The organism is Mycobacterium colombiense (genome assembly GCF_001665835.1).
Taxonomy (GTDB): Bacteria; Actinomycetota; Actinomycetes; order Mycobacteriales; family Mycobacteriaceae; genus Mycobacterium; species Mycobacterium colombiense_A.
In genome coordinates, this window is the sequence record NZ_LZSX01000039.1 from 83,791 (window position 1) to 102,000 (window position 18,210).

Here is an 18,210-nt window from a genome sequence, read left to right on the forward strand (position 1 = left end):
TATCCCCGCGACCTCTAGTGACGCGTGAGGCGAACATCGCCCCAGGGTGAAGATTAACCCAGTTTATTCATATAATGAAATATTCTGCTGAGTCGCTGCCTGACGTTGAGGCGGTAGCGTATGGCGTCGTGACCGACGCCCTTGGACCTGCCGACGACGCCGACATCGTCGACTTTCTTGGAGCAGTGATGGACGTCGAACGTATGATTGCGACCCTCACCATGCCGGTGGCCAACAAGTATGGAATCTCTGAACGCGCCCTCGGCATCATCTTTCTGGTTCACGCCGGGCTCGACCGCCCCAGCTCACTGAGTGAATACCTCAACGTGCTGCCGAGTACCATCACCGCGGACATCGACAAGCTCGCCGCCGCGGATCTGTTGCGACGGACGGCATCGAATGCCGACAAACGGGTCACCCGCATCCAGGTGACGCCGCGCGGTGCGCGCGTGCAAAAGGAGTCGTTGCGCCAGCTGCATGAGTTCTTCCGAGCCAAGGCGGCCAGCGTGGCTCTTGAAGAACTCCAAGCCTGCATCGCTGCGCTCCGCAGGCTCAGCGGTGTTCCGGAGTCGCCAGTTCCAAATCCGCTGCGGAAGGCCGACGACACCCGCTGATCGAGTCCGGCCACGCCGCGAATATGGCTCTATAGCAAGCTGTTTCGCTTGGGCGGCGGTGCATTGGACTATCCGCCAGGTCGTGAGGGCCAGCGATAGGCTAGATCGGTCTGCGTCTCACTTTCGTGTCATATATGACATCGACATGACATGACGATGAGAAAATGACAGGCCAGATGAGAACCTACACTTCCCCGCGTGTGGCGGCCTGGCCATCTGGGACGGCGTCCATCGGGGCATGCTGTCGCTGGTCGGCGTGAGAATCGCGACAATCGCCATGGGGTTGCTCGCGATACCGCTCGCTTTCGGGCTCCTGAAATGGTTGCTGCGTCGGGTCCGTCGCTGACGTCGGCGGGCGACCCGACCTGACCGCCCTCAGGTCGTAATCGCCGGTGGATACGGCAGATCCCTGCTGCTGTGCGGATCGACATATACCGGGCGGCCGAGATACGGGAAGGCGCGTTGCGGGCAGGCGGGCCGGTCGCAGATCTTGCAGCCGGCCCCGATCGGCACGGTCGATTCGGTGTTGGTCGGATCGATGCCGACGGAGTAGATGAGTTTTTCGGCGTGGGCGACGTCGCAGCCGAGCCCGATGGCGAAGCTCTTGTCCGGGCCGAGGTAGCGGCTCGGCTCAGTCGCGGTGGTCCGGGCGATCCAGAAGTAGGTGCGCTCGTCGGGCATCTGTGCGACCTGCGTCAGGAACTGGCCGGGCCGGGAAAACGCGTGGTGCACCACCCAAAGCGGGCAGTTTCCGCCGACGCGGGAGAAGTGAAATGCCGTGGCGGACTGGCGTTTAGAGATGTTCCCTGCGCTGTCGGTGCGAACGAAGATGAACGGAATGCCGCGGGCGTTGGGGCGTTGCAGGGTGGACAGCCGGTGGCAGATGGTTTCGAACCCCACCTCGAATCGCCTGGCCAGCTGGTCGATGTCGTAGCGGACGCCCTCGGCGGCATCCAGAAATCTCAGGTAGGGCAACAGCAGCGCGCCGGCGAAATAGTTCGCCAGGCCGATGCGGGCGACGCCGCGCGCATCGTCGCTGAGCTGATCGTCGCCGGCGATGATCCCGGTGATCAACCTGTCCTGGGTCAGCAGGGCGATCTGGGTGGCGAGCTGAAAGGCACGCTGGCCGGGGTGAAGCCACCGGGCCAGATACAGGGTCTTCGATTCGGGCGCAAACAGCCGTTTGGAGTTGGGATCTAGCGCCTGGCCGTCGTCGATCACCACCGTGACGTCAAGTTTGTCGGCGAGCAACCGTGCCAGCTGGCCGTCGAGACCGCCAATGCGCAAACGGTTCTCGTTGAACAGGTCTTCGGCAGCGGTGTCCAGTTCGCCAATGTAGTTCTTGCGGTCGTAGAAGAAGTCGCGGACCTCTTCGAAAGGCATTGGCTGCTGGGACATTCCCGACGTGTCGAGGTTGGCGCGACTGTGCAGCGCTTCGAGGTCGGCGGTGGTGTCGTGCAGCCGGCGGTGCAGATTGACCAGTGTCTGCCCGATCGCCGGCATCCGGGCGACCAACTCCTCGACTTGCCCTGCGGTGGCAGACGCGTCGGCCAGGACTTCGCGTAGATCCGACACCAGGCGGGCGTCGGATTCCGGTGCGAAATAGTGCGTCGGCAAATCGAACCGCTCGGCGAGGGTGAGCAGCACCGGCACCGTGATCGGGCGCTGATCGTTTTCCAGCTGGTTGACGTAGCTGGTCGACAGTCCCAGGACGCGCGCCAGCGCCACTTGGGTCAGCCCCTGCTCCTCGCGTAATCGCCGTAGCCGCGCTCCGGCGAACGTCTTCGCCACCCATCACACGATACGCCCGCGCCTTTCACAAAGTTCGCAAAATGCGGCGGGTGAGGACACACGATTACGCCTTTACAGGGCATTTACCTCGCATGCGGCTTTGCGTACTGTGCGGCTTATGCGCCTTCATGACGTCCGAACCCGACGCAGCGCCGAAGACTTCCCACGGAATGAGCACCTGGCCTGGAAGATCGCGGAGGTCGCGGCCGACCCGGTCGCCGTGCCCGCCGACACCGAGACGATGGTGATCAACCGGATCATCGACAACGCCGCGGTGTCGGCCGCCTCGGTGACCCGCCGTCCGACAGCCGCCGCCCGAGCCCAGGCCCAGGCCCACCCCAACTCGTTCAAGGGCGCCAAGGTCTTCGGCATCCGGGGCGACCACTCCCCGGAATGGGCGGCCTGGGCCAACGGCGTCGCTGTGCGCGAACTGGACTTCCACGACACTTTCCTGGCCGCCGAGTACTCCCACCCGGGTGACAACATCCCGGCCCTGGTGGCAGTGGCCCAGCATCTCGGAATCGGCGGAGCCGACCTGATCCGCGGCATCACAACGGGTTACGAGGTCCAGATCGATCTGGTCAAGGGAATCTGCCTGCACGAGCACAAGATTGACCACGTCGCTCACCTCGGCCCGTCGGTCGCCGCCGGGCTGGGCACCATGCTGCGACTGGACAAGGACACCATCTATCAGGCGATCGGGCAGGCGCTGCACCTGACGACGTCCACCCGGCAGTCGCGCAAGGGCCTGATCTCCAGCTGGAAGGCGTACGCGCCCGCCTGGGCCGGCAAGGTCGCCATCGAGGCCGTCGACCGCGCCATGCGCGGCGAGGACGCACCCGCCCCGATCTGGGAGGGCGAGGACGGGGTGATCGCCTGGCTGCTCTCGGGTCCTGAGCACACCTACCAGGTTGCGCTGCCCGAGCCGGGCGAACCCAAGCGCGCCATCCTGGACAGCTACACCAAGGAGCACTCGGCCGAATACCAGAGCCAGGCGCTGATCGACCTGGCCCGCCGAATGCGGGACAGCATCGGCGATCTCGACCAGATCGCGACGATCGTGCTGCACACCAGCCACCACACCCACTACGTGATCGGCACCGGAGCAGGCGATCCGCAGAAATTCGACCCGGATGCCTCCCGCGAAACGCTGGACCACTCCGTGATGTACATCTTCGCCGTCGCCTTGCAGGACGGAACCTGGCATCACGAAAGGTCTTACGCGCCCGAGCGGGCACACCGGCCTGACACCATCGAGCTCTGGCGCAAGGTTTCGACGGTCGAAGATCCCGAGTGGACCCGGCGTTACCACTCCCCGGATCCGGGCGAGAAGGCGTTTGGAGCCCGTGCCGAGGTGACCCTCAAAAACGGTGAGGTCATCGTCGACGAGATCGCCGTCGCCGACGCACATCCCCTGGGGGCCAGGCCGTTTGCGCGCGAGCAATACATCGGAAAGTTCCACGAACTGGCCGAGGGCGTCGTCAGCGACACCGAGCAGCGGCGCTTCCTCTCCGCGGCTGAGGCCCTCTCGGACCTGCAACCTGGCGCGCTGGGCGCGTTGAACATCACGGTCGCTCCGCTGGTGCTCGACCGGGCGCCCACGATTCCCTCGGGGATCTTCTGATGAGCGGGCTGATCGGCGGCACCCTGCCGGCGTCGATCAAGCGGGCGCAATTCCGTGCCGCACTGGAAAGTGCTCGGTTGCAACGGCTCCCGGGCGCCTTCTCGCCACTGGTCGCCAAGCTGGTGGCCGAGCTCGGGTTCGAAGGGGTGTACGTGTCCGGGGCGGTACTGTCGGCCGACCTCGGCCTGCCCGACATCGGCCTGACCACCCTGACCGAAGTCGCCGGCCGCGGGGCGCAGATCGCGGCGGTCACCGACCTGCCCACCCTGATCGACGCCGACACCGGCTTCGGCGAGCCGATGAGCGCCGCGCGCACCGTGACCGTGCTGGAAGACGCCGGGCTGGCCGGCTGCCATTTCGAAGACCAGGAAAACCCCAAGCGGTGCGGGCATCTCGACGGCAAGGCCGTGGTGCCGGCCGCCGAGATGATCAAACGCCTGCGCGCCGCCGTGACAGCCCGCAGGGACCCGAACTTCATCGTCTGCGCGCGCACCGACGCCGCCGGCATCGAGGGCCTGTCCGCGGCGATCGACCGTGCGAAGGCCTACGCCGACGCGGGCGCCGACCTGATCTTCACCGAAGCCCTGCACACACCAGGCGAATTCGAGCAGTTCCGCGCCGCCGTGGACGCGCCGCTGCTGGCCAACATGACGGAGTTCGGCAAGTCGGAGCTCCTGACCGCCCAGCAGCTCTCCGACATCGGCTACAACGTGGTGATCTACCCGGTGACCACGTTGCGGCTGGCCATGCACGCCGTCGAGGCCGGCCTGCGCGAAATGGCGGACCAGGGAACACAATCCGGTCTGTTGGACCGCATGCAACACCGCGGCCGACTGTACGAGCTGCTGCGCTATGCCGACTACAACCAATTCGATTCCGATATCTACAACTTCGCCCTCGGAGGAGAAGCGCAATGAATGCCATCGAAGATAACCAACCCCGCATCTACAAGGGCCTGGCCGGTGTGGTCGTCGACACCACCGCCATCTCCAAGGTCGTCCCGGAGACCAACTCCCTGACCTACCGCGGGTATGCGGTCCAGGACCTGGCGGCGCATCGCAGCTTCGAGCAGGTCGCCTACCTGCTCTGGCATGGCGAACTTCCCGACGAGCAACAGCTCGCGCTGTTCACCCAGCGGGAACGAGCGGCGCGCCGGCTGAACCGATCTCAGCTGTCGTTGTTGGCCAAGCTGCCCGAGACCTGCCACCCGATGGACGTGGTGCGCACCTTCATCAGCTCGATGGGCGCCGAAGACCCCGAAGAGGACGACAGCAGCCCGACGGCCAACTACGCCAAGGCATTGCGGATGTTCGCGGTGCTGCCCACCATCGTGGCCGCCGACATGCGCCGCCGGCGTGGCCTGGACCCGATCGGCCCACACAGCCACATGAACTACGCGCAGAATTTTCTGCACATGTGCTTCGGTGACGTGCCCGAGCAGGTCGTGGTGGACGCCTTCGAGCAGTCGATGGTCCTCTACGCCGAGCACAGCTTCAACGCCTCGACCTTCGCCGCGCGCGTGGTGACCTCTACCCAGTCCGACATCTACAGCGCGGTCACGGCCGCCATCGGCGCGCTCAAGGGCCCGCTGCACGGCGGCGCCAACGAGGCCGTCATGCACGACATGCTCGACATCGGCACCGCCGACAGGGCCGCCGAATGGCTGCGGGGCAAGCTGGCTCGCAAGGACAAGATCATGGGGTTCGGCCACCGGGTGTACAAAAGCGGTGACTCGCGGGTGCCGACCATGAAGGAGGCGCTCGGGCGCGTCGCCGCGGCACGCGACGGCCAAAAGTGGCTCGACATCTACGAAGTCCTGGAGAAGGGCATGGCCGAGGCCAACGGCATCAAACCCAACCTGGACTTCCCGACCGGACCCGCCTATCACCTGATGGGCTTCGACATCGGCATCTTCACGCCGATCTTCGTGATGAGCCGGATCACCGGCTGGACGGCGCACATCATGGAGCAGACCGCGTCCAACGCGTTGATCCGTCCGCTGAGCGAGTATGTCGGACCTCCGCAGCGCGCTCTATCGTAAATACCGTGTTTGCGAAGGTACTGGTCGCCAATCGCGGGGAGATCGCGATCCGCGCGTTCCGCGCGGCCTATGAGCTGGAAATCGGCACGGTCGCGATCTATCCCTACGAGGACCGCAATTCCGTGCATCGGCTGAAGGCCGACGAGTCCTACCAAATCGGTGAGGAGGGGCACCCGGTCCGCGCGTACCTGTCGATCGACAACATCGTGGAGACGGCGCAGGCGTGCGGAGCGGACGCGATCTATCCCGGCTACGGCTTCCTATCGGAGAACCCGGACCTGGCGGCGGCCTGCGCGGCGGCGGGCATCACCTTCGTCGGGCCGAACGCCGAGGTGCTGAAGCTCACCGGTAACAAATCGCGGGCGATCGCGGCGGCGCGCGAAGCAGGCCTTCCGGTGCTGGCTTCCTCGGCGCCCTCGACGTCGGTGGACGAGCTGCTGGCGGCCGCCGAGTCGATGACGTTCCCGCTGTTCGTCAAGGCGGTCGCCGGTGGCGGCGGGCGCGGGATGCGCCGGGTGGCCGACGCCGCGTCGCTGCCAGAGGCGATCGAGGCCGCCAGCCGTGAGGCCGAGTCCGCATTCGGGGATGCCTCGGTGTTTCTCGAGCAGGCGGTGATCAATCCGCGGCACATCGAGGTGCAGATCCTGGCCGACACCCAGGGCAACGTCATGCACCTCTACGAGCGGGACTGCAGCGTGCAGCGTCGGCACCAGAAAGTCGTCGAGATCGCACCGGCACCCAACCTGGACCCTGAACTGCGCCAAAAGATCTGCGCGGACGCGGTGGCTTTCGCGCGCAGTATCGGCTATACGTGTGCCGGCACGGTGGAATTCTTACTCGACGAACGCGGCAACCACGTGTTCATCGAGATGAACCCGCGCATCCAGGTGGAGCACACGGTGACCGAGGAGATCACCGATGTCGACCTGGTGTCGGCGCAGCTGCGGATCGCTGGCGGGCAAAGCCTGGAAGACATTGGCTTGAGCCAGGATTCGGTCGTTCCGCACGGCGCGGCGCTGCAGTGCCGGATCACCACCGAGGATCCGGCGAACGGCTTCCGCCCGGACACCGGCCGGATCACCGCCTACCGCACCCCGGGCGGCGCGGGAATCCGGTTGGACGGCGGCACGACGCTGGGCGCGGACATCAGCGCGCACTTCGACTCGATGCTGATCAAGCTGACCTGCCGGGGCCGCGACTTCGCCACGGCGGTGCGCCGGGCGCGACGCGCGGTCGCCGAGTTCCGGATCCGTGGTGTCTCGACGAATATTCCGTTCCTGCAAGCGGTCCTGGATGACCCTGACTTTCAGGCCGGCCGGATCACGACGTCGTTCATCGAGGAGCGCCCGCAGCTGCTCACCGCGCGCAGTTCCGCCGACCGCGGTACCAAGATTCTCAACTACCTGGCCGATGTCACCGTCAACAAGCCACACGGTGAGCGTCCGTCGGCGGTGTACCCGCACGACAAGTTGCCCGACATCGACCTGTCGGCTGACCCGCCGGCGGGATCCAAGCAGCGGTTGACCGAACTCGGGCCGGAGCGATTCGCGGCCTGGCTGCGCGAGTCGCCCGGCGTCGGCGTCACCGACACCACGTTCCGCGACGCGCACCAGTCCCTGCTGGCCACGCGGGTGCGCACCAGCGGCCTGATCAAGGTGGCGCCCTACATCGCCCGGACCACGCCTCAGCTGCTGTCCATCGAATGCTGGGGCGGGGCGACTTACGATGTGGCGCTGCGCTTTTTGAAGGAAGATCCGTGGGAGCGGCTGGCAACGCTGCGCGAGGCGCTGCCCAACATCTGCCTGCAGATGTTGTTGCGCGGGCGCAACACCGTCGGCTACACGCCTTATCCGGAGACGGTCACCACGGCGTTCGTCGAGGAGGCGACGGCGACCGGCATCGATATCTTCCGGATCTTCGATGCGCTGAACAATGTCGACTCGATGCGACCCGCCATCGACGCCGTCCGGGAAACGAGTGCGGCCATTGCCGAGGTGGCGATGTCCTACACCGGTGATCTCAGCGATCCGGCCGAAAAGCTGTACACCCTTGACTATTACCTGAAGCTGGCCGAACAGATCGTCGATGCGGGCGCACACGTGCTGGCGATCAAGGACATGGCCGGCCTGCTGCGTGCACCGGCGGCCGCGACCCTCGTCTCGGCGCTCAAGTCCCGCTTCGATTTACCGGTGCACGTGCACACCCACGACACCCCGGGCGGGCAGCTGGCCACCTATGTGGCGGCCTGGCACGCCGGGGCCGACGCCGTCGACGGTGCCGCGGCCCCACTCGCGGGAACCACTAGCCAGCCCGCGCTGTCGTCGATCGTGGCCGCCGCGGCCAACACGGCCTACGACACCGGGCTGTCACTGCCGGCGGTCTGCGACCTGGAGCCATACTGGGAGGCGTTGCGAAAGGTCTACGCGCCCTTCGAATCCGGGCTGCCGGCGCCGACGGGTCGCGTCTACCACCACGAGATCCCCGGCGGCCAATTGTCGAACCTGCGCCAGCAGGCCATCGCGCTGGGACTCGGTGACCGGTTCGAGGACATCGAAAACGCCTACGCCGGAGCCGATGCCATCCTGGGCCACCTCGTCAAGGTCACCCCATCCAGCAAGGTCGTCGGCGACCTGGCGCTGGCGCTGGTGGGAGCGGGCGTCAGCGCGCAGGAATTCGCCGACGACCCCGCACGCTACGACATCCCGGAATCGGTCATCGGCTTTCTGCGCGGCGAACTGGGCGACCCGCCGGGCGGCTGGCCCGAGCCGTTGCGCACCAAGGCATTAGAGGGACGCGGTCCGGCCAAGCCGGAGCAGCAGCTGACGGCCGACGACGAAAAGGCGTTGGCTACACCGGGCACCGGCCGGCAGGCGGCGCTGAACCGGTTGCTGTTCCCCGGGCCGGCGAAAGATCTGGAAGACCACCGCGAGGAATACGGCGACACATCCGGACTCAGCGCCAACCAGTTCTTCTACGGATTGCGCCAAGGGGACGAACACCGCGTCCAACTCGAGCGCGGTGTGGAGCTACTCATCGGTCTGGAAGCCGTCTCCGATGCCGACGAACGCGGCATGCGCACCGTGATGTGCATCCTCAACGGTCAGCTGCGTCCCGTCGTGGTGCGTGACCGCAGCGTCGCCTCGGACGTGCCCGCCGCCGAGAAGGCTGACCGCGCCAACCCGGACCACATCGCCGCGCCCTTTGCCGGCGTCGTGACGGTGACCACCGAGGTCGGCGAGGAAGTCGAAGCCGGCCAGACCATCGCGACGATCGAGGCGATGAAGATGGAGGCCGCCGTCACCACCCCGAAGGCAGGCAAGGTCGAACGAATCGCGGTGTCGCACACCGCCCAGGTGGAGGGCGGCGACCTCCTGGTGGTGATCGACTAGCGGCGATCGCAAGCGCGGCCGTGGCGATCGCAAGCGCGGCCGTGGCGATCGCAAGCGCGGCGTAGCCGGGCGCAGCGGGTCGCCACTACAGGCCGTGGCCGGGCGAAGCGGGTCGCCGCCATCAAGCGAGGCTGCTCTTGATCAGAGCGGCGCGCGCCAGCGTCTGCTCGGCCTGCTTCACGTGGGCCGCGTCGACCAGGACGCCGTTCACCCCGACCGCGCCACGGCCCTTTGCCTCGGCTTCCCGGTAGGCGACGACATTGGCTTCGGCCCGCGCGATTTCGTCGGCGGTCGGGGCGTAGACCTCGTTGGCCACGGGTACCTGGTCGGGATGGATCGCCCACTTGCCGGTGTAGCCGAGCAGCGACGCTCGCCGGGCGTCACGCTCGTAGCCCGACAGGTCCCGGTAGTCGGGATACGGCGCGTCGATAGCGTCGATGCCGGCGATGCGCGCGGCCACGATCACTTTATTGCGCGCGTAAGCCCAGAATTCGCCCGGGTATTCGCCGAGCGGGGCGAAGTTGGTGTCCACCCGCGCGCCCTGCGACAGCGAGAAGTCGCCGACGCCGAAGATCAGGGCATCCAGGCGAGGGCTGGCCGCCGCGATCTCTTCGGCGTTGGCCAGGCCTTCCACCTCTTCGATGAGCACCTCGAGCCGAATGGCTCTGTCCAGGCCGAGTTTCGCCTCCAGTTGGGTGAGTAGCACGTCCACCCACCAGACGTCGCGGGCCCGACGGGCTTTCGGAATGATGATCGTGTCGAGGTTCTGGCCGGCTTTGGTCACCACATCGACGACGTCGTCGTGGCACCACCGGGTGTCCAGGCCGTTGATCCGGATGGCGCGGGCCGTGCGGCCCCAGTCGATGTCGTTGAGCGCGGCGATCGCCTTGGCGCGCGACTCCTCCTTGAAGGCCACCGGCACCGCGTCCTCGAGATCGAGGAACACCAGATCGGCGCCGCACCGGGCGCCCTTCTCGAACATGTTGTCGTTGCTCGCGGGCACCGCGAGTTCGGAACGGCGGAGCAGATCGGTCACAAGTGAATTCCTTCTGTCACAACACGCCGCGGGCGCGCAGATCGTCAATGTCGTTGGCAGTCAAGCCGAGTAGTTGGCCGTAGACTTCGGCGTTGTGTTCGCCGAGGCGCGGTCCTAGGTGGCCGACCGTGCCGGGCGCCGATGAGAAACGTGGCACGGGAGCCTGCACCTTCATCGCCCCGAGCTGTGCATCGTCGACCGAGATGAACACCTCACGATGCGCCAGCTGCTCGTCGGCGACCAGATCGCCGATGTCATAGACCGGGGCCGCGGCCACCTCGTGGGCGTCGAAGACCTCCATCGCCTCCGAAAGTGTCTTTGCCCCAACCCAATCGGCCACCACGGCGTCGACCTCACGCGCTCTGGCAAGCCGGCGCTGCGGATCGGAGAAGTCGGGGTCTGCCACCAGGTCGTCTCGTCCGATCGCCCGGAACACCCGCAGCGCCAGCGCCGGCGAGCTCCCTGACATGGCCAGCCACCGCCCGTCGGCCGTCTGATAGGTGTTGCGGGGCGCCGAAATGTCCCACCGATTGCCGGACCGCTCGGGCACCAGACCCAACTGGTCATAGCCCAACAACGTCTGTTCGAGCAGGCGGGCCAGCGGGTCGATCAGGTTCACGTCGATCAGCTGACCCGGTCCACCGTGCACGTCGCGGTGATACAGCGCCATCATCACCGCGTAGGCGGCGTTCAGTGAAGCCACACCGTCGGCCAGCATGAACGGCGGCAGCGTGGGCGGACCGCCGGCCTGGCCGGTGATGTGGGCGAACCCGCTCATCGCCTCCCCCAGCGTGCCGAACCCCGGGCGCTCACTCTTCGGGCCGGTCAACCCGTAACCCGTGATGTGCAGCATCACGATCCGGTCGTTGACCGCGCGCAGGCTCTCGTAGTCCAGGCCCCACTTGCGCAAGGTCTGCGGACGGGTGTTGACGATGACGACGTCGGCATGCCCCACCAGGCGGCGCGCCAGCGCCTGCCCCTCGGCGCAGCGCAGGTCCAGGGTGATCGATCGCTTGTTGCGCGACAACGACTTCCACATCAGCCCCACGCCGTCGCGCTGATTACCCCACCCCCGGATCGGATCGCCATGCCTGGGCTCTTCGACCTTGATCACGTCGGCGCCGAACTCGCCCAGATAGGTCGCCACCAGCGGCGCGGCGGCCAGGGTGGCGAGGTCGAGTACCCGCAGCCCGTCAAGCATTGACACCGGCAGCCACCCGAGCGTTCGAAGGACGCTGCAGCCCAAGGTGTCCCCGCAGCGTCGACGACTCGTACCCGGTGCGGAACAAACCCCGACGTTGCAGCTCCGGAACCACCATGCGCACGACGTCTTCGAATGCTCCGGGCAAATGCGTTGCAGCCAACACGAATCCGTCGCAGGCGCCGGTTTCGAACCAGTCCGCCATCTGATCGGCGACCTGCTGACCCGTGCCGACGAAACGCGGCCCCTGCAGCAGGGTGGCTCGATGGTTGACGAGGTCACGCAACGTGACAGGGCGGCCCCCGCCCTCGGAAGAAATGTGGGTGCGTAGGTTCTGCACCAGTCCGCGGATTCCGGAGACCGAGGCGAGTAGTTCGTCGGTAATCGGGGCGTCGAGATCGTGTTGCGCGAAGTCGTAATTCATCAACTCGGATAAGAGCGTCAGGGATGCGATGGGATGAACCAGATCATCGAGGAACATGGCTTCGCGCTCCTTGGCGTGGGCTTCCGACTCGCCGACGACAGCGTATGCCATGGGGCAGATGCGGACGGTGGCGGGATCGCGGCCGGCGTCGGCGATCCGGTCTTTCTGGTCCGCGTAGTGGCTGCGCGCGACGTCGATACCCGGATCGCCGGTGAAGATCAATTCGGCCCACCGCGAAGCGAATTCGCGGCCGCGGCCCGACGAGCCGGCCTGGATGATGACCGGGCGGCCCTGCGGCGTGCGCGGCACCGTCAACGGGCCGCGCGCGGAGAAGAACTGGCCGACGTGCCCCAACTCGTGCACCTTGCTGGGGTCCGCGTACTGCCCGGACAGCCGGTCGTGCAGGACGGCGTCGTCCTCCCAGGTGTCCCACAGGCCGGTCACCACATCCATGAATTCGTCGGCGCGGTCGTAACGTTCGTCGTGGCCGAGGTGGGCGTCGACGCCGAAGTTCTGCGCTTCGCTGTCGTTGACCGAGGTGACCACGTTCCACGCGGCGCGGCCGCCGGAAAGGTGATCCAGCGAGGCGAAGGTCCGCGCGACGTGGAACGGCTGGTAGTAGGTCGTGGAGTAGGTGGCGCCCAGGCCGATTTTCGACGTGGCCTGCGCGAGGACGCCGAGGATCACGCTGAGGTCCAGCTTGACCGGGCGGGCGCCGTACTGGACGGCTTCGTCCACCGAGCCGCCGTAAACCCCCGGCATCGCCAAGCGATCGTCGAAGAACATCAGATCGAAGCAGCCCTCTTCGAGCTGACGGCCGATCTTGGCGTAATAGGACGCATCCAGGTACCGGTGCTCGGTTGCGGGGTGCCGCCACGAGCCCGCGTAGACGGAAGTGCTGCCGGCCTGCATGAAGGCGACGAGCGCCATTTTGTCGGTACGCATGATTGAAACGTAACATCTGATATTTCAGATATCAAACGTTAGATCTGCCGTTTGGTATTCTGCGCAGGTGGCAGGCATCGACATCTCCGGAACCGTCCGCGAGCGCGCCGCGCGCGAGCTGCGCGACCGGATTCTCACCGGCGCCCTGCCCGCCGGGTCACGTGTCGACCTCGACGCCATCACCGAGGAATTCGCGACCAGCCGCACGCCGGTGCGAGAGGCGCTGCTGGAGCTGTCCTTCGAAGGGTTGGTCCAAGTCGCCCCGCGCAGCGGCGTGACGGTGCTCGGCATCAGCCCGGATGACGTGCTGGACAGCTTCACCATTCTCGGTGTGCTGACCGGGCAGGCCGCGGCGTGGGCCGCCGGGCGGATCGAGGCGCAAGAACTCGAGACGCTGCGTGAACTCGCGGCCGACGTCGTCGCGCGGTCCGGCGACGACAGCATCGGCGAGGCCAACTGGCATTTCCACCAGATGATCCACCGTGCCGCGCACTCGCCGCGGCTGCTGAATCAGATCAAGCAGGCCGCCCGGGTGGTGCCGAGCAATTTCCTGACCCTGTTCCCCGAGCACGAGAAGCACTCACTCGATGAACACCAGGAATTGCTGGACGCCCTTGGTGACAAAGACGCCGAGCGGGCGCGCACCATCGCCGAACGACATGTGCTGGACGCCGGACGCTCGCTGGCCGAGTGGCTGGAGCAGCGCCGCGACGGTTAGCGACGTTCCCGGATAGGCTCAGCCGCCGCCGCCCGCTCCGCCACCGGCTCCTGCTCCGCCGCCGTTGGTGGTACCGCCCGCGCCCCCGCCGTATGGCACCTGGGGCGCGGGTGCTGGTGGCGCGGGCGGTGGCGTCGGACTGGACGAGGTAGGCACTGGTGGTGCCGCAGGAGCGTCGGCCGATGCGGTCGCGGCGGCACCCCAACCGATCCCGAGCGCCAACATCGCAGCACCGCCGGTTAAAGCCATCGTCTTCGTTGCGTCAGATCTCATCGATCTCCCTCTGCGTATCTCAGCTGGGCCTCAAGCTCGCGTACCCCTAATCCGGGTTAGCAATCGAAAGTTGAGGATTCGGCGCGGTTAGGCGAGCGCCGGCAGGACCTTGTCGGTGAGCAACTGGACCGACTTCCACGCTTCGTCGACCGGCATGCCCCCAACCAGGGGGTGCATGACGAGCGGGCCGTAGTTATCCGCGTCGCGCACCTCGGCGATCAGCTGATCGGGAGTGAGAAAGCGGTATCGCCCCGACGCCCTGACCTCGTCCAGGGTTTGGACACCGGGCAGGTGCATGAGCGAACGCTGGTCAGTTGACCATCGCCCGTAAGTGACTGCCTCCCAGAGGATGTGATCGCCGAGCTCCGCCCATGCCCGGTCCGGATCCTCGTGCAGGTAGATCATTCCGCGATTGATCGGCCCCGGCATGAGGACGAACGGCGACATGCCGGCCTCGGCACACAGCTCGCGGTAGTACGCGGCGATGTCCGGCAGGTGATCGGCCAGGCTGAGCGGCAGCCGGAACCGGACCGCGCGGCGCGCCGTGGCGCGAGCGCCGCCGCCGACGTACAGGGGTGGATGCGGCCGCGTCCAGGTGCCGGCGCAGACTGCGTTCTCCGGATCGCCGCCGGACCAGACGGCCAGCATCCGCTCCAGCAGGCTGTCCATCAGCGCACCGCGCCGGCCGAAATCGGCTCCAATGGCGGCGTATTCGACCGTCCGATATCCCAGACCCACCGTGGTGTGCAGGCGGCCGCGGCTCATGTTGTCGACGAGCGCGATGTCTTCGGCGAGCCGCACCGGGTTCCACAGCGGCCCCAGTGCGCAATCGACGCTGGCGATCAGCGTCGAGGTCCGGGCCAAGAACATCGCCGCGGCCATGATCGGATTGCAGCTCCACCCGTGCCCGGTCGCGTGATGCTCGTCGACGCTGATCGACGTGATGCCGTGCGACTCCCCCCACTGCCCCAGCTCGAGCGCCGCCGACAGGAGCTCGCCCTGCCTGCGTGGATCACCGTGCGGGGAAGCGAAGTTGAACCGCAGCACCGTCAAGAGCATCTCGGACCTCGCTACGCTTCCGATCCGGCCGCCGCCTGCAGGAAGGCCGGAAAGTCCGGGAACAGCGCGCGGTCGACGATCTCGATGCGGGTCCCCGCCGCGTCGACGTAGTAGGCGAAGAGCGCCAGCTCCGGCTTCGAAGATGGGCCAGCCGTGTCGGCAGTCGCTTCGAAGGTGAAGCCGTTGTCTTCCAATAACTTCGCGCTCTCGGCCAAATCGTCGGTCCAGTAGCCGAGGTGGTGAATCGCGTTGCCGGGCGCCGCCGTCCAGGCCGTCCCCGGTACCTCCTTGATCAGTTCGACGTGCGGCGCCTGCACGGAGTAGACGAAAGTCGAAGTCACCTCCTGGGTTCCGCTCGTCGTGCGAAACGGCAACGTGTAGCTCACCGGGGTGATCCAGCGGTAACCGGCCAGCGCGGTCAGCCGGGTCATCGCCGCGTCGAGGTCGGGCACGATGATGCCGGTGTGATAGAAGTCCTCGGGCCGAAGCGCGAATGCCGTCATGTGTTCCTCGCTATCTGGTTGCGAAGCCAGGCACTTTCCCAGAAGTTCGTGCTGCCGGCGAGCAGTTTTTCATGCGCTTCCCGCAGCACGACGCGAGCCCCCGGATGGTCTGCCGGGACAAGCTCGGCGAGGTGGATGGCCTGCAGGGCACGATCGGCGGCCAGGTGTGCCCGCGCCCGTTCCACCAGCGCATCGGCGCCGGCCAGTTCGACCACATCGGCGGCGACGGAATCGAATGCGACCGGGTACAGCTCGGTGGTCGATTCGTGGTGGAACCAGCCCGAGTAGTTCTCCCAGACGGCCCGCACATCCCACGCGACTTTGCCGTAGCCCTGGCCCACTTCGTATTCCGCGGGCAGGGTGATCTCCCGCATCAAGGTGCGAACGTCTTTGCCGGCGTTCATCCCGGCGACGGTCTGATCGTGGATGTACTGAATCGCGTCGCGCAGCCGGGTCAACTCCGAATGGATGCGTTCGGCACCCCTGATCGGCTCGAAGTGGCCGGTCACCAGCAGGTCGGCCTGCAGGTCGCGAACCCTTTCGACCGATGCGATGGCCGTCAACGCGTCCCGATACCGATCGCCGCGCATGGTGACGAGATTGGGAATGTGCCCGATCAGCGGCCCGAACATGTTTCCGCACAGACAGATTCGTTCGTTGGGCAGCCAGATCACCAAGGAGTCGGTGGTCTCGCCGCCGGGGACGGAGATCAGCTCCATGAGCCGGCCCCCCACCTCCAGGCGCAGGGTGTCCTCGAAGTCGATGTCGACGACTGGCACGCTCTGGCCGGCCAGCCGTGTGGTGCCCAGGCGCCGCTGGATGGCCTGGATGCCACTGGCCAGGGTGTCCTTGAAGGCGAAGGCGCTGCGGTTGGCCCGGTACGGAATCAGCCGGTCGTTGTCGTCGCGCCAGGACTTCCAATTCGCCTGTGCGACACAGGTCGTCGCGGGATCGCGCACGCTGTCCAGGCCGCCGACATGATCGACGTGGCCCTGCGTGAAGATGATGTAGCGCACCGGTGACGGGTCCACGGCGTCGAAGTTGGCGCGATGGACCGGCCCCTCGAAGCCCATGCCGGTGTTGACGATCACCCGGCCCTCGGTCGTGGTGAGCAGATACGAGTTGGACAGGCCGGGCGAGCACCACAATCCTGGGGCGATCTCTTCGGCCTTCTCGGCCGACGCCGGGCGCATCGCGTCGGCACCCGGCCTGCTCCGATAGACAGGTTCGGACATCGCGGGTGACTCCTTCATTCCGGGCGGACGTCGAATTTGTCGAAGTAGAAGCCGAAACGGGCGCGCAGTTCGTCGGCCGAGGTGCCGAAGTGCCGCTGTAGTTCGTAGCGGATGCGGCCGTGTTTGCCCCGCGGGTTGCCGTCCAGGTAGCGCTGGAAACGTTGCTGCACCTTGGGCGGTAAGTCGACGCCGGCGCATTGGTAAAGCCGTTCGAGCACCGGCATTTCGTTGCCGTTGAGCTGATGGAAGTTGATGTCGATGCTGCGTTCGGACGCTACCAGGTCGCGGTCACGCACGCATGCGCTGAGCAGTCGGTGCACGCGGTCGCTCCAATAGTCCAGCAGCCACTGCGGGTCAATGCTGTTTCGGCGCAACCGGTCCGAGTACGCCATCATGGTGATCGCCGACTGGATCACCGCGGCGGGGTCGCGGTGGGTGAAAGCCACTGTGGCATCGGGGAAAGTAGCCATCAGCGGGCCGAGCTGCTCGCAGTGCTGAGGACTCTTGAGCACCCATGTCCGCGGCCCGCGCAGGAAGGTCAGCGCCTGCAGCACCTTCTTCATGTAGGCGTAGTGCCGGATCTGGTCGAGACCCAGGTAGAAGTCACGCCAGTCGGGCACGCGCGCATGCCATTCCAGCACGTATGAGGCCAGGTCGAGGTCGAGGAGCTCCACCTCTTCCTCGATCGCCTCGGGGAACCGGTCGTGCATGGCGGCCACCACGGGGGCGCTCACCATCAGCGCATCGTGTTCCGACTTGGCGCGCGCGTAGCGGGGATCGACGCCGAAGATGTCCGGACCCTGTCCGCGCGCGGGGATGGGATCCTGGCTCTCCCAGTACGGCAGGGCGCGCCGGCGTGGGTCGGAGGCAACGAGATTCACCAGATGCGTGGTGCCGGAACGCGGCATCCCGACGACGATGAATGGCTTCTCGATCGGGATGGACTCGATCTCCGGATACCGCCGGACGAGCTCGGTCAGCGACATGCGGTTGCGTAGCAGGCGCACGATTCGTTGGCGCAGCGAGCCGCGGGTGAGCTGGCGCAGGCCGTCGTCGGCTTCGATCGCCGCTACGTGCGCGCGCAGGCGGTCGGCGTAACCGTCGCTGTCGCCGAGGTCGGCGGCTCCGGCCGGCAGCCCTGTCTGCTCGACGGCCTCCGCGAGCATCCGGTCGATGTCGAGGTCGACAGGCTTGGCTTCGGTGAACTCCAGGATCTGACGCTGCACGTCGGTCAGTTGCGGCGCGGTCAAGTCAGCGAAGTCGATGTCGTCAACCGCAGAACCCACCGGAACCCCTCTTCGACGCGTCAGGTGAGAAATATGACACAGACGCTAGCCGCGGTGGAGATCCGTCGTTC

The 18,210-nt window shown here is 66.5% G+C and carries 14 protein-coding genes; 6 read left to right on the forward strand and 8 right to left on the reverse strand.

Annotated elements, in window-relative coordinates; all coding sequences use genetic code 11:
• Positions 1-128 precede the first annotated feature (128 nt).
• A complete protein-coding gene (locus A5760_RS09835; RefSeq protein ID WP_064880115.1) occupies positions 129-614 on the forward strand; it encodes a MarR family winged helix-turn-helix transcriptional regulator in 486 nt (161 codons plus the stop codon).
• A 375-nt stretch (positions 615-989) separates the two neighbouring features.
• Here A5760_RS09835 and A5760_RS09840 read toward each other — a convergent pair whose 3' ends face one another.
• Entirely contained in the window at positions 990-2,405 is a 1,416-nt protein-coding gene (locus tag A5760_RS09840) for a short-chain fatty acyl-CoA regulator family protein (RefSeq protein ID WP_064880117.1), read from the reverse strand.
• Positions 2,406-2,523: 118 nt separating this feature from the next.
• Between A5760_RS09840 and prpD the strand changes: the two genes are divergently transcribed.
• Genes prpD through A5760_RS09860 form a run of 4 tightly spaced genes read left to right on the forward strand, consistent with a single transcriptional unit; the run spans position 2,524 to position 9,459 of the window.
• Positions 2,524-4,029 (forward strand): 2-methylcitrate dehydratase PrpD, encoded by a 1,506-nt coding sequence (prpD, locus tag A5760_RS09845; protein WP_064880119.1) that lies wholly within the window; start codon positions 2,524-2,526, stop codon positions 4,027-4,029.
• Positions 4,029-4,946 (forward strand): methylisocitrate lyase, encoded by a 918-nt coding sequence (gene prpB, locus A5760_RS09850; RefSeq protein ID WP_064880121.1) that lies wholly within the window; start codon positions 4,029-4,031, stop codon positions 4,944-4,946. The genes prpD and prpB overlap by 1 nt, the downstream gene beginning before the upstream one ends.
• Complete coding sequence (locus A5760_RS09855; RefSeq protein WP_064880123.1) at positions 4,943-6,070, forward strand: bifunctional 2-methylcitrate synthase/citrate synthase; 1,128 nt, start codon at positions 4,943-4,945, stop codon at positions 6,068-6,070. The genes prpB and A5760_RS09855 overlap by 4 nt, the downstream gene beginning before the upstream one ends.
• Before the next feature lie 5 nt (positions 6,071-6,075).
• The gene (locus A5760_RS09860; RefSeq protein WP_064880125.1) at positions 6,076-9,459 is read left to right on the forward strand and encodes a pyruvate carboxylase; all 3,384 of its coding nucleotides are present in this window, start codon (positions 6,076-6,078) and stop codon (positions 9,457-9,459) included.
• Positions 9,460-9,580: 121 nt separating this feature from the next.
• Here A5760_RS09860 and A5760_RS09865 read toward each other — a convergent pair whose 3' ends face one another.
• The 3 genes from A5760_RS09865 to A5760_RS09875 are packed head-to-tail and all read right to left on the reverse strand — an operon-like array spanning position 9,581 to position 13,065.
• Complete coding sequence (locus tag A5760_RS09865; RefSeq protein WP_064880127.1) at positions 9,581-10,495, reverse strand: HpcH/HpaI aldolase/citrate lyase family protein; 915 nt, start codon at positions 10,493-10,495, stop codon at positions 9,581-9,583.
• A gap of 16 nt (positions 10,496-10,511) precedes the next feature.
• Positions 10,512-11,696, reverse strand: a complete 1,185-nt coding sequence (locus tag A5760_RS09870; protein ID WP_064880129.1) for a CaiB/BaiF CoA transferase family protein — start codon at positions 11,694-11,696, stop codon at positions 10,512-10,514.
• Complete coding sequence (locus A5760_RS09875) at positions 11,689-13,065, reverse strand: LLM class flavin-dependent oxidoreductase (protein ID WP_064880131.1); 1,377 nt, start codon at positions 13,063-13,065, stop codon at positions 11,689-11,691. Before A5760_RS09875 ends, A5760_RS09870 begins: the two co-directional genes overlap by 8 nt.
• A gap of 67 nt (positions 13,066-13,132) precedes the next feature.
• Here A5760_RS09875 and A5760_RS09880 point away from each other — a divergent pair, with 67 nt between their 5' ends.
• The gene (locus A5760_RS09880) at positions 13,133-13,783 is read left to right on the forward strand and encodes a GntR family transcriptional regulator (RefSeq protein WP_064880133.1); all 651 of its coding nucleotides are present in this window, start codon (positions 13,133-13,135) and stop codon (positions 13,781-13,783) included.
• 360 nt (positions 13,784-14,143) lie between these two features.
• Here A5760_RS09880 and A5760_RS09885 read toward each other — a convergent pair whose 3' ends face one another.
• The 4 genes from A5760_RS09885 to A5760_RS09900 are packed head-to-tail and all read right to left on the reverse strand — an operon-like array spanning position 14,144 to position 18,139.
• A complete protein-coding gene (locus A5760_RS09885; protein WP_064880135.1) occupies positions 14,144-15,115 on the reverse strand; it encodes an LLM class flavin-dependent oxidoreductase in 972 nt (323 codons plus the stop codon).
• Positions 15,116-15,126: 11 nt separating this feature from the next.
• On the reverse strand, positions 15,127-15,618 hold the full coding sequence (locus A5760_RS09890) for a VOC family protein (RefSeq protein ID WP_064880137.1): 492 nt from the start codon (positions 15,616-15,618) through the stop codon (positions 15,127-15,129).
• Positions 15,615-16,853: an MBL fold metallo-hydrolase gene (locus tag A5760_RS09895; protein ID WP_064880319.1), complete on the reverse strand. Its 1,239-nt coding sequence runs from the start codon at positions 16,851-16,853 to the stop codon at positions 15,615-15,617. The genes A5760_RS09890 and A5760_RS09895 overlap by 4 nt, the downstream gene beginning before the upstream one ends.
• Before the next feature lie 14 nt (positions 16,854-16,867).
• Positions 16,868-18,139, reverse strand: coding sequence for a sulfotransferase family protein (locus tag A5760_RS09900; RefSeq protein ID WP_064880139.1), 1,272 nt, complete (start codon positions 18,137-18,139; stop codon positions 16,868-16,870).
• Between the last annotated feature and the right edge of the window lie 71 nt (positions 18,140-18,210).

Bases quoted from the DNA above. Each gene is read 5' to 3' on its own strand.
- prpD (WP_064880119.1), top strand. From the start codon at position 2,524: ATGCGCCTTCATGACGTCCGAACCCGACGCAGCGCCGAAGACTTCCCA.
- prpB (WP_064880121.1), top strand. From the start codon at position 4,029: ATGAGCGGGCTGATCGGCGGCACCCTGCCGGCGTCGATCAAGCGGGCG.
- A5760_RS09855 (WP_064880123.1), top strand. From the start codon at position 4,943: ATGAATGCCATCGAAGATAACCAACCCCGCATCTACAAGGGCCTGGCC.
- A5760_RS09870 (WP_064880129.1), bottom strand. From the start codon at position 11,696: ATGCTTGACGGGCTGCGGGTACTCGACCTCGCCACCCTGGCCGCCGCG.
- A5760_RS09875 (WP_064880131.1), bottom strand. From the start codon at position 13,065: ATGCGTACCGACAAAATGGCGCTCGTCGCCTTCATGCAGGCCGGCAGC.
- A5760_RS09885 (WP_064880135.1), bottom strand. From the start codon at position 15,115: ATGCTCTTGACGGTGCTGCGGTTCAACTTCGCTTCCCCGCACGGTGAT.
- A5760_RS09890 (WP_064880137.1), bottom strand. From the start codon at position 15,618: ATGACGGCATTCGCGCTTCGGCCCGAGGACTTCTATCACACCGGCATC.
- A5760_RS09895 (WP_064880319.1), bottom strand. From the start codon at position 16,853: ATGTCCGAACCTGTCTATCGGAGCAGGCCGGGTGCCGACGCGATGCGC.